General features: G+C 35.1%; 14 protein-coding genes. 5 read left to right on the top strand and 9 right to left on the bottom strand.

The window, feature by feature from the left end; translation table 11 throughout:
- Positions 1-233, top strand: a 233-nt coding sequence (locus F6K27_RS19770; RefSeq protein ID WP_287278918.1) for a hypothetical protein, incomplete at its 5' end; no start/stop codon positions are given.
- 6 nt (positions 234-239) lie between these two features.
- On the opposite strand, the gene uvrB is transcribed toward F6K27_RS19770, so the two are convergent.
- The 7 genes from uvrB to F6K27_RS19735 form a co-directional block, all read right to left on the bottom strand.
- Entirely contained in the window at positions 240-2240 is a 2001-nt protein-coding gene (gene uvrB / locus F6K27_RS19765) for an excinuclease ABC subunit UvrB (RefSeq protein ID WP_287278917.1), read from the bottom strand.
- A 294-nt stretch (positions 2241-2534) separates the two neighbouring features.
- The gene (locus F6K27_RS19760) at positions 2535-3380 is read right to left on the bottom strand and encodes an OmpA family protein (RefSeq protein WP_124143778.1); all 846 of its coding nucleotides are present in this window, start codon (positions 3378-3380) and stop codon (positions 2535-2537) included.
- Positions 3381-3736: 356 nt separating this feature from the next.
- Positions 3737-3922 (bottom strand): hypothetical protein, encoded by a 186-nt coding sequence (locus F6K27_RS19755; protein WP_287243590.1) that lies wholly within the window; start codon positions 3920-3922, stop codon positions 3737-3739.
- 339 nt (positions 3923-4261) lie between these two features.
- Positions 4262-5722 carry a hypothetical protein gene (locus tag F6K27_RS19750; protein ID WP_287278916.1) on the bottom strand — a complete coding sequence of 487 codons (1461 nt, stop codon included), beginning with the start codon at positions 5720-5722 and terminating at the stop codon, positions 4262-4264.
- 537 nt (positions 5723-6259) lie between these two features.
- Entirely contained in the window at positions 6260-6640 is a 381-nt protein-coding gene (locus tag F6K27_RS19745; RefSeq protein WP_287278915.1) for a sulfotransferase domain-containing protein, read from the bottom strand.
- Between the two features lie 593 nt (positions 6641-7233).
- Positions 7234-7539 (bottom strand): hypothetical protein, encoded by a 306-nt coding sequence (locus F6K27_RS19740; RefSeq protein ID WP_124154799.1) that lies wholly within the window; start codon positions 7537-7539, stop codon positions 7234-7236.
- An 8-nt stretch (positions 7540-7547) separates the two neighbouring features.
- Positions 7548-7853 (bottom strand): response regulator transcription factor, encoded by a 306-nt coding sequence (locus tag F6K27_RS19735; RefSeq protein WP_287278914.1) that lies wholly within the window; start codon positions 7851-7853, stop codon positions 7548-7550.
- A gap of 239 nt (positions 7854-8092) precedes the next feature.
- Between F6K27_RS19735 and F6K27_RS19730 the strand changes: the two genes are divergently transcribed.
- Positions 8093-9082 carry a carbohydrate kinase gene (locus tag F6K27_RS19730; RefSeq protein WP_287278913.1) on the top strand — a complete coding sequence of 330 codons (990 nt, stop codon included), beginning with the start codon at positions 8093-8095 and terminating at the stop codon, positions 9080-9082.
- Between the two features lie 73 nt (positions 9083-9155).
- A complete protein-coding gene (locus F6K27_RS19725) occupies positions 9156-9677 on the top strand; it encodes a DUF937 domain-containing protein (RefSeq protein ID WP_287278912.1) in 522 nt (173 codons plus the stop codon).
- Positions 9678-10167: 490 nt separating this feature from the next.
- On the opposite strand, the gene F6K27_RS19720 is transcribed toward F6K27_RS19725, so the two are convergent.
- The gene (locus F6K27_RS19720) at positions 10168-10653 is read right to left on the bottom strand and encodes a gluconokinase (RefSeq protein ID WP_287278911.1); all 486 of its coding nucleotides are present in this window, start codon (positions 10651-10653) and stop codon (positions 10168-10170) included.
- A gap of 33 nt (positions 10654-10686) precedes the next feature.
- On the opposite strand from F6K27_RS19720, the gene F6K27_RS19715 reads away from it, so the two are divergent.
- Together F6K27_RS19715 and aqpZ are read left to right on the top strand one after the other, a co-directional pair.
- On the top strand, positions 10687-11151 hold the full coding sequence (locus tag F6K27_RS19715) for a CYTH domain-containing protein (RefSeq protein ID WP_287278910.1): 465 nt from the start codon (positions 10687-10689) through the stop codon (positions 11149-11151).
- Positions 11152-11541: 390 nt separating this feature from the next.
- Positions 11542-12282, top strand: a complete 741-nt coding sequence (gene aqpZ / locus F6K27_RS19710; protein ID WP_353736026.1) for an aquaporin Z — start codon at positions 11542-11544, stop codon at positions 12280-12282.
- A gap of 354 nt (positions 12283-12636) precedes the next feature.
- Here the strand turns inward: aqpZ and F6K27_RS19705 are convergent, their stop codons facing one another.
- Complete coding sequence (locus F6K27_RS19705) at positions 12637-13956, bottom strand: 3-isopropylmalate dehydratase large subunit (RefSeq protein ID WP_287284291.1); 1320 nt, start codon at positions 13954-13956, stop codon at positions 12637-12639.
- Positions 13957-14415: the final 459 nt, after the last annotated feature.

Raw genomic sequence — 14415 nt, 5'->3', positions numbered from 1 at the left:
TTCTTTCTAGTTCATCTATACTTAGGTGTTCTTGGATACTTAAGCGTCTTGGCATAATGGCGATCGCTCCTGGGAATTATTTTTCTCCTCTTCAATTATACACAAACGATGCTACCGGACATGATATGAGTTATGCTTCCCTAAAAAATGGTGCGTTACGCTTTCCTGCGGAATGCTGCGCAAACGCTAACACACCCTACTGGACAACTACTTCTTCCTTCTTCCTTTTTTAATAATTTTCAAGAATTACCCACTAATTTATCCCGCAAATGCTTAATCCGATCACGCAATTTAGCTGCATCTTCAAATTCTAATTTTTTTGCTGCTTCTTTCATCTGAGTTTCTAACTTTTTAATCCACTCTGGTAGCTCCTCTAAAGATAACTCATCCACCTGTTCATACACCTCTTCCAACTGTTGAGAATTTAAACGGCGTGACACATCCAAAAACGCCAAAATTGCATTACTTTGTTTTTTTACAATAGGCTTCGGTGTAATATTATTCATCCTATTATATGCCAACTGAATTCCTCGCCTTCTCTCCGTTTCATCTATAGCTTTAATCATACTATCCGTCAAATTATCCGCATATAAAATAGCCTGACCCCGGACATGACGCGCCGCCCTACCAATAGTCTGAATTAATGAACGTTCCGCTCGTAAAAATCCCTCCTTATCCGCATCTAAAATAGCTACCAAAGAAACCTCTGGCAAATCCAAACCTTCCCGTAATAAATTCACCCCAATTAATACATCAAACTCTCCCTCTCGCAACCCCTGCAAAATCTCAATTCTCTGAATAGAATTAATCTCCGAGTGCAAATAACGAACCTTCACATTTTGCTCCTGCAAATATTCAGTCAAATCTTCAGCCATCCGCTTAGTTAAAGTAGTAATTAAAACCCTCTCTTCCAACTTAACCCTTTCCCTAATTTCACCCAATAAATCGTCAACCTGACCCTCAGTCGGACGGACAAAAATTTCCGGGTCAACAACACCAGTCGGACGAATAATTTGCTCAACAATTCTATCGTCAGATTTTTCTATTTCCCAATTTCCAGGAGTAGCAGAAACCAAAATACATTGATTAACCTTTTGCCAAAATTCCTCAGATTTTAAAGGTCGATTATCCGCAGCACTAGGTAAACGAAATCCATGTTCAATTAAAACCCTTTTCCTAGCTTGGTCGCCATTATACATTCCCCGAATTTGCGGAACAGTCACATGAGATTCATCAATAATTAACAACCAATCTTTCGGAAAATAATCAATCAAACATTCCGGCGGTTCCCCCGCTTTTCTACCTGCTAAATGCCGAGAATAATTTTCCACTCCATTACAATATCCTACCTCCTGCAACATTTCTATATCGTATCTACAACGTTGTTCCAAACGTTGAGCTTCTAACAACTTTCCTGCTTTTTCTAATTCCTCTAATTGCTCTTCTAATTCTACTTCTATATCATTACAAGCTGCTTCTAATCTTTCTTCAGGAGTAACAAAGTGACGCGCCGGATATACATTTAAAGACTCTAAACTTTGGAGGATTTTTCCAGTTACAGGGTCAATATAACGAATAGCATCTATTTCATCCCCAAAAAATTCTACCCGAATAATTCTATCCTCATAAGCAGGTCCGATTTCCAAAACATCGCCCTTAACTCGAAATTTTCCTCGACCTAAATCTAAATCATTTCTAGTATATTGAACTGTCGCTAAATCTCTTAAAATTTGTCGTTGATTAATTTCTTCTCCCACTTGTAACTTAATCGCAGCTTTTAAATATTCAGCAGGCATTCCTAAACCATAAATACAACTAATAGAAGCCACAACAATTACATCTCGCCGTTCAAAAAGTGACCGAGTTGCCGAGTGACGCAACATATCAATTTCATCATTAATCGAAGCAGTTTTTTCTATATATGTATCCGTCACTGGAATATAAGCTTCCGGTTGATAATAATCGTAATAACTAACAAAATACTCCACAGAATTATCAGGGAAAAAATCCCTTAACTCATTACATAATTGAGCAGCTAATGTTTTATTATGAGCCAATACTAATGTCGGTCTGCCAACATTTTCTATCACAGAAGCTATAGAAAAAGTTTTACCAGTACCAGTAGCTCCTAGTAATGTTTGAAAATTCTGTCCGGTTTGAATATTAGCAGTTAATTGAGCGATCGCTCCAGGTTGGTCACCAGTAGGTTTAAAGGGAGCTTGCAAACAAAATTTTGCCATAATAATTTTAGCAGTATTTATATTATTCTCAATTGTATATTTTAATTTCAAACTTAGGAGCCATGTAAAAATAAGTTGTACAAATTTTATCTGGGATAAATTGTGAAATATAGCTTCTATCAAAAAAACTGTTCAGGTTATTTTTGCACGAGTCCTTAGGATTAATGCCACTATATTCGGTAAACTTATCCAATTTTCGCCAGTTGATGTCCCTCCATTCATACATCGGTTTTGGTTCCGTGTTCATAAATCTACAATTACATCTGTGCTAAAAATCTTGCTTTCAACTTTAACCTACCTCTCAACCGCACTAGGAGTAAACCGAACTTCTATCCGACGTCTGCTCTGATTTGGATTACGATTTGCCCCCGCAAAATCTCCCCCAGGGTTATATAATTGTGCTGCAGAATAAGCTCGAAATTTTAACCCCAATTCTTTCAAACGAGGGTTTTTTTGAAGTTCTTGTACAACAGATAAAGCACGCATCAAACCTAAATCTGCATTTGAACCTGGTACTAAACTATTAACAGATTCATTACCCTTAGCAACTTGTTCTAACTGAGTATCTAAATTACTTCCACTTCTCTGATTTACTTGACCATCAGTATGACCTATTACTTCAACAACATAACCTTTATATTCCTTAGCAAAATCCTCTATTTGTTTGATTAAATCTCCCTCAATAAAACTTTTTAAATCTCCCGATATTTCCGCACTTCCTGATTCAAATCTTCGAGACTTAGAATCTCTAATTACTATCACAGGTGGAGACTTCAATTTTTCAATTTCTGTTTCTAGTTGTGTGACTCTATTTGACTTTTGCTCTAGTTCATTTTCAGAGGTAGTTACTAATCCTTGTAATTTTGTTACTTGATTTTGTAAGTTACCAATTTGTCCTTGTAATCCTGTTACTTCACCAGTCTTTTGTTGAATTTGATTTTGTAAATTAGTAATTTCTTGTTGCAGTTGTAGGGCGCGATTTTCGTTGGCATCAGAAATTGACTCTATAAACAGAGATTTAATAATAGCTAATAGCAATAATAAACTTAATATCATAAAAGAGTTAGACATTAAGTCTGTAAATGCCGGCCAAATTTCTAGGTCGCGATTATCTTCAACAAGTCGTGAACGATGACGCATAATTATTTTAATTCCTATTAATAATCAAATTATTAAATATATTAGACTCCTGGCAAAAGTCGGGAGCAGGGAACAGCAGTGCGACCCCGCGACGACTACAGTTGCAAGCGGTCGAGGGATGGCGTTTTGCTCCGCAACATATAAAGTGTTAGCGTTTGCGCAGCATGACCATAGGAAAGCTCCTCTTCCGGAGGAAAGAGGCAGCGACTCTGTCAAGGGTGGGTCTCCTCGCTGTCCGACCATCGACAAAGAGAGGGAATGCACACTCCTGTGAGGGAGCAGGGAACAGAGAACAGGGAAAACATAGCAGAAAACATAAATAGACATCTGGTAAAAATCAAAAATCAAATCAATTCTTATCCATAAATTATCAGGTAGTCCTGCATGGGTTTTGGTGAGGATATATATTTTTTAATTTTTCCCACACTCCCACACTCCCCCCATCTCCCCAAATTCCCCTCCTGGGAGGGGGAGGGGCGAGGGGTGAGTCCCCATCTCCCCACACTTCCTTTACTATTATATGCACCACCACCAATTATCAATTATTTCTCCCTGTTGCCAGATGAGCTATTGCCTGTTGCCTCTTTTCTGGAGATGTCTAATCTATAGAGATGCTTAATAAACAAGGGATAAAAAAAGATTTATTTTTTACTTTGGCAATAGTTCTATTTGTAGATAACTTATTTCAATAATTGATAATTGATAATGGATAATTGATAATTACCTCTCCCTAAAAGGAAGAGGATTGAATAAAAGGAAAATTTTTTTCTTGTTTCTCCTTTAAAGGAGAGGCTTTAAACCTTAATTATTCGGTAAAAAAAAGGGGTACTTAAAAGTCTTGAGCTTGCCAAGAGAAGGTTTGAAGCAGCGAGCTGTCACACCTATTTATTTGCTAATTTATCGATAGTATGTGTCAACCGATAAATTTCATTTTTAGTTTCTTGCATTTGATTGATATATTCCTGTAAATTTGTGGCGATGACGCTTAAATGGGAATTATTCAGATTAGCTTGATTACTCATACCTTTCCCTATTTGGTCTCCTAAAGATTTAATGCTCTGACTAATACCATCTGTAGAATTATTCAAGGCATTTGCTAAAGTTTTTAGTTGAATTTGTACTTCATCTAAATTATCTGCTTTAGATACTACTCTTCTTTGTAAACTATCCAGAGTTCCCACTGCTAATTGAAAACCTTGTGATGCTTCTTGTAATTGTCTAATCATCTCAGCTAAAGATTTCTGATTACTTTGATGAGATTCTAATAGTCTTAATGAAGTTTGATTATTACTGGTAATCTGTTCTCCAAATTTGGCTAGTCTCTTACTATATCCCTGTAGTTCAATTACTACTATTTCTATTGCTTGAACAGCAGTAGCTAGAGTCGAAGTTGATTGAGAAAAATTACTTTGAATATTGGCTAATTGTGCTGTTGAATTAGCTAACTTTTGCGGAAATTGACTATGTTCAAATATCTGTGCTATTTCTAGAAATCTATCCCCTGCTATCTGAAAATCTTTAGAACTTTTTGCCACTGTAGCAGCAGCTTCTCCTAATCGCACAAAAGTCTGTTCTGCTAATTTACTGGTAGTAGTATTAGCATTATGAATTTCTTGAATTTTATCTTGCAGAGCTGACTCTACTCCTACTCTGACTGTTTGACCAAATCTGGTTAAAAATCCTTCAAAAGAATAAGCAACAGCTTTTACTACTTTATCAAGCTGAGTTTGACCTTCTATTGTTTGTAAGTAAATATTATCTAAATAGTCTTCTAGTAAACTGATTAATCTAGTTTTGGCAAGGCTAGTATTAAAAATGAAATTAACTGATGTAACTACTACACTAAATAAGGTTCCTACTAAGCTGCTAGTAAAGGCAATTCCCATGCCTTGTAATGGTACTTGTAATTCCCGGAGCAAACTACTAACATCAGTAGCATTAGTATTGCTAATTGTTTCGCTTACAGAAGTTAAATTAATAGTAATGCCGATAAAAGTACCTAATAATCCAAAAGACACGAGTAGATTAGGTAAAATTCGACATAAATATTCTATTTGTTCATAAGATATTAATCCAAATAATCTTTGTCTACTATAAACTTGGTCTATTAATGCTCCTGTATTAACTTGCTCTAGTTTACTACTTGCATCTGTAAATCTGCCCTCTAAATATTCGATAAATCTTGGCTTATTTACTGACTGCTGATTAATTAGTCTTCTAACTTTATTTCCTTGATTTACTAAGTCAAAATGAAGTACAATTCTTAATAAGATAGCAACTACAGATGGAACAATTACTAAAACAATTACTAGAGGGATTAAATAAGATGGTATTGGTGGCATAGTAACATCTCTGATGTTTCAATAGTTAATTAATTGAGAATTATAATAATTCTGCTTATCTCTCGATATCAGTCAATTCTAAATAAAGCTAGTGTAGGAGCAATATAGTATTCAATAATTACTAATAGATAAATAGAGCAGGCAAAAAAAAGACGTTGCATTTTTAATCAAAAAACTACTAAAAGCAATTAATATAAACTTTTGAGCTAATTTACAATTTGATACATAGTGCCCAAAAATTACTATGTTCTACTTAACGAATAATTGGTAAAAGTATTACTTACAATTGCTTAAATTAAGACAACCATTTTGACAAATCTCGGTCTATTAGTTTTTGTAATTTTATGATATCAGGTTTATACATCTCGAATATGACTTTTCTCATTTCTGAGGGTAGAGGAGGCCGAGATAAATTTCGACTTATTAGATTCGTCCACAATGCTCTTCTTTTTTTTACGGTTAGGAAATAAAGTTCTCATAATTGGACGTAAAGCTTTTCTAAGGAAATTATCTTTATAAATAAAATTATAAATAGTCTTATTTTTTGGGATTCCTGAAGAAGCATCTTTGAGGTACAAAGCTACTGTCTACATTTAAAAATGTAAATATATCCTTGACAACCTTTAGAGGATCTGAGGTAAAATCTTCAAATAAGAAAAGTTTAATATTTTGACGGTCAAATATATCAAAATATTTTTTTAGGTAATAGTAGTACAACCCTTTTTCAAAATATTGCTCGGGATCTCCTTGCTTTTGGTCAGCTTCTATTGCTTTTAACAAAGATTTTTCACCTTCGTGTTTATTGTTTCTTTGATTAAATAAATAATCAGAATAGACACGAGATACAGGATCGCGTAATAAAGCAATTAATTTAACATCAGGTAATCTTGATTTAATTACTAATAGGAGCTTGTTCATTAGCTATGTAAGATACAGAAGCTTATCCAATAGCTTTCTCTTGTGGTTTTCTAAACCAATACTTGTACCAATCTATAGTATAAACTGTAATCTTTCCTTTTTGATTAGTTATAATGCTACCTTCATCATACAAGAAAAAATTAGGTTCTTTCTTTTTACTAATAAAAATATCTGGATGCTGAACAAGATAGTTACAAAGCGAAGTAGAGCCTGATTTACTAGAGCCAAAAATAATAAAATTAGGTAATTTATGATTTAGACATAATAACTAATTTACTACAAATAATCACTACATACTGACATACTGACATATAGTGTTTCTCAAGTTACTGAGATACAGTTGTTTTTCTATTCCCTACTCCCTACTCCCTACTCCCTACTCCCTAAAACACAGGAATTTTGTACCTCACGCTTCTTGGAAATTGCTATAGCTCTTTTTGTTATTGTTGAAAATAGAGTTTATTAGTAAAAATTAAGACTTTTGTTTGATCTTCATAGAGTAACTTTAATGCCAGATATTAGAACAATAATTACTAAAAAAATTGAGAGAGGGGACAGTCATTAGTCCCTAATATTTGATATTTGAGCAATGACTAATCTCCCTCACCATTACCTGCAATTTGATTGGCTTCCCAAGGCCCGAATTTAGATTGATAATAGGCCAATATTTGGTCTACTTTTTGACGGACAGCATCTTCAGCATCTTCTGTATACTCTAAGCACAGACTTCCTATTTGGCTTTTTTCATAGTCAAATGGTTCTGAGACAGGAAGAAAAAATAAGTCCACTTCTACTTTGCCGACTTGACGCAAATGAGCTGCTACTTCTCGATATACTGCTAGTGGTAGTCCTTGACAGCTAATTTGATAACGTTGTTGTTTTTGTTTCGCAGTCTGCATCTTGATATTTACCTTCCCAATATATCGCCCTCTAAGCTATGATTTACCAATTGTTCCGTTGTATCTGGTAAATTACAACAGTTGATACTATCTAAACATACTTTGCCCCACTGCAAAGCCCAACGAACCAGTTCTACTCGATTATGGGTTGAAGTCTTACTCAGAATATTACTGATATGATTATCTACCGTTCGCTTACTAATTTCTAGCTTCTCGGCGATTTTTTCATTAGTCAACCCATCTGCCACTAGCTCCACAACTTGAAGTTCCCTTTCTGAAAGGGATATTTTGGTTTGAGACTCGCAACCAGTCATAACTTTTGTCTATATATGTATATCTGCCTAATTATAATTTTAGAGACATCTTGACAAAATTCACCTTAATGACAATCTATTAAGTGGGAAAAGTATGAAAAAGCTGAGGGAGGATAAAATTAGTTAATTATGTTTTTTCAAAAAAAAATTATTGATTTTAAATATACCTTAGATTTTAATCAACACTAAAATATTCCGAATTTCCCTACCTATATATAACTTGAGATACTCTAATCAATATGACCCATCTTCATGTTCTCTGTCTCGGTGAAATTTTATTTGATTGTTTGGCCGACAGACCCGGAATACCTCTAAATCAAGTTCAATCTTGGACAATCTACCCTGGTGGTGCCCTGGCCAATGTTGCTTGTGGTTTAGTCAAACTAGGGACTCCTACTGCTTTAATTAGTGCAATAGGTCAAGATACAGAAGGCAAAACACTGGTAAAATTTTTGCAAGAAGTGGGAGTAGACACTACTGGTATCCAGCAAAATTCTGACGCACCAACACGAAAGGTCTATGTATTACACTCTACAACAGGGGAACGTGAATTTGTTGGTTTTGGCGATCGCCAGACAACAGAATTTGCTGATACCCATTTACAAGCTGAACTTTTGCCAGAATCTTTATTTTTAAATGGTGATTTTTTAATATTAGGAACCCTTGGACTAGCTTATCCTGAAACTAGACAAGCAATTTACCAAGCTCTTGAATTGGCTGACCAATACCATCTTAAAATCATGGTAGATGTCAACTGGCGTCCTTCATTTTGGCCGAATCCAGATGAAGCTAAAGAGCTTATATATTCTCTACTAAAAAGAGTGGATTTTGTCAAACTCTCTATAGAAGAAGCTAAGTGGTTATTTGAATCTACCGAACCTGCTGCAATTACTTACCAATTAAATTCAGTAGAAGGGACATTAATAACTGCTGGCGATCTAGGTTGTGCTTATTACTTGTCAGAAAATGAAGGGAAAGTACCAGCTTTTTCAATAGATGTGGTGGATACTACTGGTGCTGGTGATAGCTTTGTCGCAGGTTTTGTACATCAGTTGCGCCAATATGGTATTCGTCAACTACAGGAACCAGAGGTAGCAAAAAAGATTGTTACTTATGCTAGTGCGGTGGGTGCTTTAAGCGCTACTAAAAAAGGAGCAATGTCTGCTCAACCTACTGTAGATGAAGTTGAGGCATTTTTCAGTAGCTATTTGGGTAACAAAGATAGATAATTAAAGACGACTTCAGTAGAGGTTATTGGCCTTTCTGAAGCTCGTTGTCAAAAATTATTACAGTTTAAAAATAATGGGACTTTTCGATCAAATTGTTGGTGCTATTAATAACCCTAATCAAGAAGCTAGTACGAGTCAATTGAGCAGTATTCTTGGTACAGTGCAGCAACTAAGCGGCAATCTCGGAGGAGATTCTGGTGCAACTCAAGTTGCTATGTCAATGTTGGGTGGTTATGTACGTTCAGCTTTACAGCAGAAGCGAGAAGAGTCTGGTAATGGAGCAGTTCAAGCAATTATCAATCAGTTTGCAGGTACAGATCCTAATCCCCAAGCTGTTGAATCTCTATTTTCAGCTAATCAAATTACTGGAATTGTTCAGAGTATATCTGAAAAAACAGGTTTTGACCTCTCACAAATCCAGAATTTATTGCCTACTTTAGTACCACTAATTCTGAATTTATTGAAGACTGGTAATGACACTCAAAATCCTAATCAGGGATCTAATAATATTTTAAATAGCTTTTTGGATGCTGATGGAGATGGGGATGTTGATATTTCAGATATGATGGGAATGGCAAGTCGTTTTTTGAAGTAAAGGAAAAGTGTTAGGTTTTAGGTGATTGAAGAAGGAAGAAGGCAGAAGGCAGAAGGCAGAAGGAAAAATTGCATGGGGATTAAAACCCCAAACAATTTTAAGGACTCCTGTTGACGGTAAGGTATTAAATCTGTGAAAGAAAAGATAATATTACTACTTTTACTCAACTATTCAAGGCAGTAATTTTATCAAATTTATTTCTAAGTTGCATAGAATAATATCTTGATCGGGGTTCACTGTAGATAGAGATAGACAAGTTAACTAGCTATTAGCTTTTTGAGCTTGGGATAAATAAGTTGCAAAAAGACTTTAAAGCTTTTTCCATCAGGGAGAAAAAAAACAAATATTTGAAGGTAGAATGATTACGCAAATATTCAAACAATTTTGCTCTCCAAATACTTTTTTTTAGATAGTTTTCTATATCCCTGAATTTCCTATCCTCTACCCCCTGCCTTTCCCCGACTTCACTACCTAATATAAATCAAAATTTCTACAAACTATTCTTAATAGAATTGATAATATATTCGGGATATTTTACAGCATCTATATTTATTATTATTGCTTCTTCTGGTTCTTCCAAATCGTCAAATTGACTTCTTAACATTTCAACTTTCATAAAATGATTTTCTCGTTCCTTTAGTCTTTGGGCTAACAAATCAAAAGACCCTTTTAAGTAGACAAGTTTAATATTTTGTGAGTCTTTTATAAGTAGATGACGATAAGCTTTTTTCAGAGCAGAACAGGCTAATATAATATTTTTATTATTCTCTAACCATTGCTCAATTGCATTTCTCATTTCTACTAACCAAGGAATTCGGTCTGCATCATTTAAAGGATTACCACTACTCATTTTTTCAATATTAGCTTGGGAGTGAAAAGAATCGGCATCATAAAATTCATAATCTAGAGATTTTGCTAATAATTCTCCAATAGTAGATTTACCAGAACCAGACACTCCCATTATGATAATAATCATTGTATTAATTCTCAAAAGTTCTTAAATATTAAAATGGCAATAGAAATAGAACGTAAGTTTTTAGTTAAAGGCAACGGGTGGCGTAATCAAGCTGTTGGAAAAGTTTATCGTCAAGGTTATATGTCTACAGAAGATGGCATAACATTAAGGGCAAGAATTGCGGGAGACCAAGGCTATTTAACTATTAAAGGACCTTCTGTGGGTAATTCACGGTCAGAATATGAGTATTCTATTCCAGTTGAAGATGCTCAAGAGATGTTGAATACTTTGTGTAGTTCGCCCTTAATTGAAAAGGTTAGATATAAGGTTTCTCATGGTAATTTTATTTGGGAAGTTGATGAGTTTGCTGGAGATAATCAAGGTTTAATTGTGGCTGAAGTGGAACTTTATAATGAAAATCAAGAAGTTGAATTGCCAGATTGGATAGGAGAAGAAGTATCTCACGATAAGAGATATACTAATTCTAATTTATCGAAAAATCCTTTTCGTCAATGGTGATTTATTTTGGTAATTAATGGAGATATAGCAATCCTAAATCATTTGTAAAATCTCCTACTTACTTAATTAAAAAATTCCTCTTTAAATTATCTTTTATTCCTTGTTTTATATTGCCTATTTACTTAATTTTTTTGTACTTTATTAACTTGAAAATCGCTGTCAATCCTTATTAAAAATATATTGTTTATGCGAATTTACACGATAAAAACATTAATGGTATAAAAGAGGAAGCTTTAACAAAAGGATTGGGAAACCTTGTCTAGTAACAGTAAAATTTATAAATACCTACAAAAAAGTAATATATTAAAAAATACTAATATATGGAATAAATTATAAAAATTAAAGATATAATTATGGTTAATTCTGAAGTTATAATTTTTTTTGAAAATAATGCAAACAAAAAAACTAATAGCAGAAGCAATCGGAACATTTGTATTAGTTTTTGGAGGCTGTGGAAGTGCAGTTTTCGCAGCTAATTTTCCTGAAGCTACTCAAAATACTCTTGGTATTGCACTACTTGGGGTTTCTCTTGCATTTGGCTTAACAGTCTTGACAATGGCTTATGCCGTGGGTCATATTTCTGGCGGTCACTTCAATCCAGCAGTTACTTTTGGTTTATATTTTGGGAAACGTTTTTCTGGAGGAGATATATTACCTTATATTCTGGCTCAATTAGTTGGAGCAGTATTTGGAGCATTAACTTTATATCTCATTGCTACAGGAAAATCAGGCTTTGATATTAGCGCTGGAGCATTAGCTTCAAATGGGTTTGGTGAACATTCTCCCGGAGAATATTCTTTACTAGCAGGTTTTATTGCTGAATTTGTCTTGACTTTTATATTTTTAATCATCATATTAGGTTCGACCGATCGTCGTGCCCCCGGAGGTTTTGCACCTGTGCCTATTGGCTTAGGATTAACCCTAGTTCACTTAATAGGAATTCCAGTTACTAACTTGTCAGTAAATCCAGCTCGTAGTACAGGTCCAGCTATTATTTCTGCAATTTTTGGCAGTGTTAGTTGGCCAATTGCTCAGTTATGGTTATTCTGGATTGCTCCCAGAATAGGAGCAATAACTGCAGGGTTTGTTTATTCTACATTCCTGGAGGAAGCTGAGGAGAATATTTCTTAATCAAGAACAATAAAAAGCAAGAATTTAGTTTCAAAATTGAGGTGAAAAATAAAATATGCTGCTGTATTATTAGGGTGAGTTGTAGAATAGGCTCACCCTTTTATTAATTACATAGGGCTTGCTGATTAAATATCAAAGCATTGACAGATAAAGCTTTTAGCCTTTCTGAGTATGGAAAAATTACCAGGCTTTTAGCTTTTTAAGCTCAAAAAGTTAGGATTTTGGGGTGAGGGGGACATAAAAATCACTCTAACAATTATTCCTCCTGCTTTCTCTGTCTTCCCACCCTCCCCACACCTCCCACACTTCCCACACTCCCCACCCCCGCAAACTTTAGCTTTATGAGCGCAAACCCTACATAACTTCTCGTGGGTCAGTCACATATCCAGTCAGTGCGGAAGCTGCTGCTGTATAGGGAGAAGCTAAATAAACTTGTGCCTGTTTATTCCCCATTCGACCAGGGAAATTACGATTAGTTGTAGACACACAAATTTCTGGTTCATTTAATCGCCCAAATGTATCTTTTGGTCCGCCTAAACAAGCAGCACAAGAGGGAGCAGCAGGTTCAATACAACCAGCATCTAAAAATATTTCTGAGAGGGTTTTTCCATCATGTTTTAAGTTAAATAAATCCTCATAAACTTTCTGAGTTGCTGGTACTAAATAGGTGGGAACTTTCACCTGATGACCTTTAATAAGTTTAGCTGCATGAAGAAAGTCAGAAGTTTTTCCACCTGTACAAGAACCAATATAAACTCGGTCAATTTTGACATCCTGACAATTACGAGCAAGTTCTTTATTATCTGGAGAATGGGGTTTTGCCACTACAGGTTCTAGTTTTGTCACATCGTAGAAGCGATCGCTATAAAATGTCGCATTTTCATCTGTCTGAAATGACTCAAATGTTTTATCTGTTCGACCTTGCAAATATTTAAAAGTAGTTTCATCCGCAGCGATAACTCCATTTTTACCACCTGCTTCAATGACCATATTGCAGAGGGTCATTCGTTCTTCCATTGTCATCTGTTTCACCGTCTCTCCAGCAAATTCCATTGTTCTATAAGTAGCGCCGGAAACAGAAATATCTCCAATAATTTGCAAGATTAAGTCTTTTGCTAATAAATAGTTCGGCATTTCTCCATTCAAGACAAACCGCATAGTTGCTGGCACTTTTACAAGTAGTTTGCCAGTACCTAAGATAAAGGCAGCATCAGTATTGCCTATACCTGTGGCAAATTGTCCAAAAGCACCGGCATTACAAGTATGGGAGTCTGTGCCAAATAATACTTCCCCTGGACGGGTGTGCCCTTCTTGGGCGAGAGCAACGTGGCAAACTCCTTTGTAGTCTGGGTTAGCTTTGAAGTCTGAGCGATCGATAATGTCGTAAAAGTATTTGATGTTTTGTTCTTGGGCAAAGTCTCGCAAGATATCTACATTACGGTTAGCTCGTTTGTCGGCGGTGAAAATATAGTGGTCTGGGATCAGAACGATTTTTTCCCGGTCCCAAACTTGGGCTTTTTCGCCAAATTCTTTTTTGAAAATGCCAATAGTACCAGGACCACAGACATCGTGGGTCATTAGTACGTCTACGTTGATCCAAATATTTTCTCCTGGGGTAACGGTAGATTTTCCTGATGCTTTGGCCAGGATTTTTTCAACCATAGTCATTGCCATAAATGTTTCCTCTACTGGTGATAATTTAATTAGTTTACAAATGTATTTTAGACAACCTAATATTGCTTCGGGCAAGTCAAGGGCGAGTGGGTAATTTTCAGAGTGCCTCAAAATGTAAGAAACACTCTAGAAAGTAAGCAAAAAATCAAAAATTAAAAGTTACAGTTATATTCTACTCTTGACTTCTGATTTCAAAATTGGTTGATTTTTGTGATTTTGAAAGCTAAACATTATACAAAAACAATCAAATAAGTTACTTTAGCGATCGCCTAATCATCAAAATATATTAAAAGGTAGTTGCTGTAGGATTAGGATATAGATGAATGTCCTAACCTAATTTGTGTAGTGCCATAACATTTTTAATTAAGGACTTGGAAGTAGGAAAAAAAATATACTTGTATACTTGAGCAGTAAATATGAAAATCATTTTGCCTATCTATTTAACCTGACCATAAAATA

Origin of the sequence: Okeania sp. SIO2F5 (genome assembly GCF_010692685.1) — a bacterium.
Taxonomy (GTDB): domain Bacteria; phylum Cyanobacteriota; class Cyanobacteriia; order Cyanobacteriales; family Microcoleaceae; genus Okeania; species Okeania hirsuta.
This window is presented reverse-complemented; position numbering and strand designations above follow the sequence as displayed.

Excerpts from the sequence above, each read along its gene's own strand:
- uvrB (WP_287278917.1), bottom strand. The coding sequence starts at position 2,240 with ATGGCAAAATTTTGTTTGCAAGCTCCCTTTAAACCTACTGGTGACCAA.
- F6K27_RS19760 (WP_124143778.1), bottom strand. The coding sequence starts at position 3,380 with ATGCGTCATCGTTCACGACTTGTTGAAGATAATCGCGACCTAGAAATT.
- F6K27_RS19750 (WP_287278916.1), bottom strand. The coding sequence starts at position 5,722 with ATGCCACCAATACCATCTTATTTAATCCCTCTAGTAATTGTTTTAGTA.
- F6K27_RS19745 (WP_287278915.1), bottom strand. The coding sequence starts at position 6,640 with ATGAACAAGCTCCTATTAGTAATTAAATCAAGATTACCTGATGTTAAA.
- F6K27_RS19740 (WP_124154799.1), bottom strand. The coding sequence starts at position 7,539 with ATGCAGACTGCGAAACAAAAACAACAACGTTATCAAATTAGCTGTCAA.
- F6K27_RS19735 (WP_287278914.1), bottom strand. The coding sequence starts at position 7,853 with ATGACTGGTTGCGAGTCTCAAACCAAAATATCCCTTTCAGAAAGGGAA.
- F6K27_RS19730 (WP_287278913.1), top strand. The coding sequence starts at position 8,093 with ATGACCCATCTTCATGTTCTCTGTCTCGGTGAAATTTTATTTGATTGT.
- F6K27_RS19725 (WP_287278912.1), top strand. The coding sequence starts at position 9,156 with ATGGGACTTTTCGATCAAATTGTTGGTGCTATTAATAACCCTAATCAA.
- F6K27_RS19720 (WP_287278911.1), bottom strand. The coding sequence starts at position 10,653 with ATGATTATTATCATAATGGGAGTGTCTGGTTCTGGTAAATCTACTATT.
- F6K27_RS19715 (WP_287278910.1), top strand. The coding sequence starts at position 10,687 with ATGGCAATAGAAATAGAACGTAAGTTTTTAGTTAAAGGCAACGGGTGG.
- aqpZ (WP_353736026.1), top strand. The coding sequence starts at position 11,542 with ATGCAAACAAAAAAACTAATAGCAGAAGCAATCGGAACATTTGTATTA.
- F6K27_RS19705 (WP_287284291.1), bottom strand. The coding sequence starts at position 13,956 with ATGGCAATGACTATGGTTGAAAAAATCCTGGCCAAAGCATCAGGAAAA.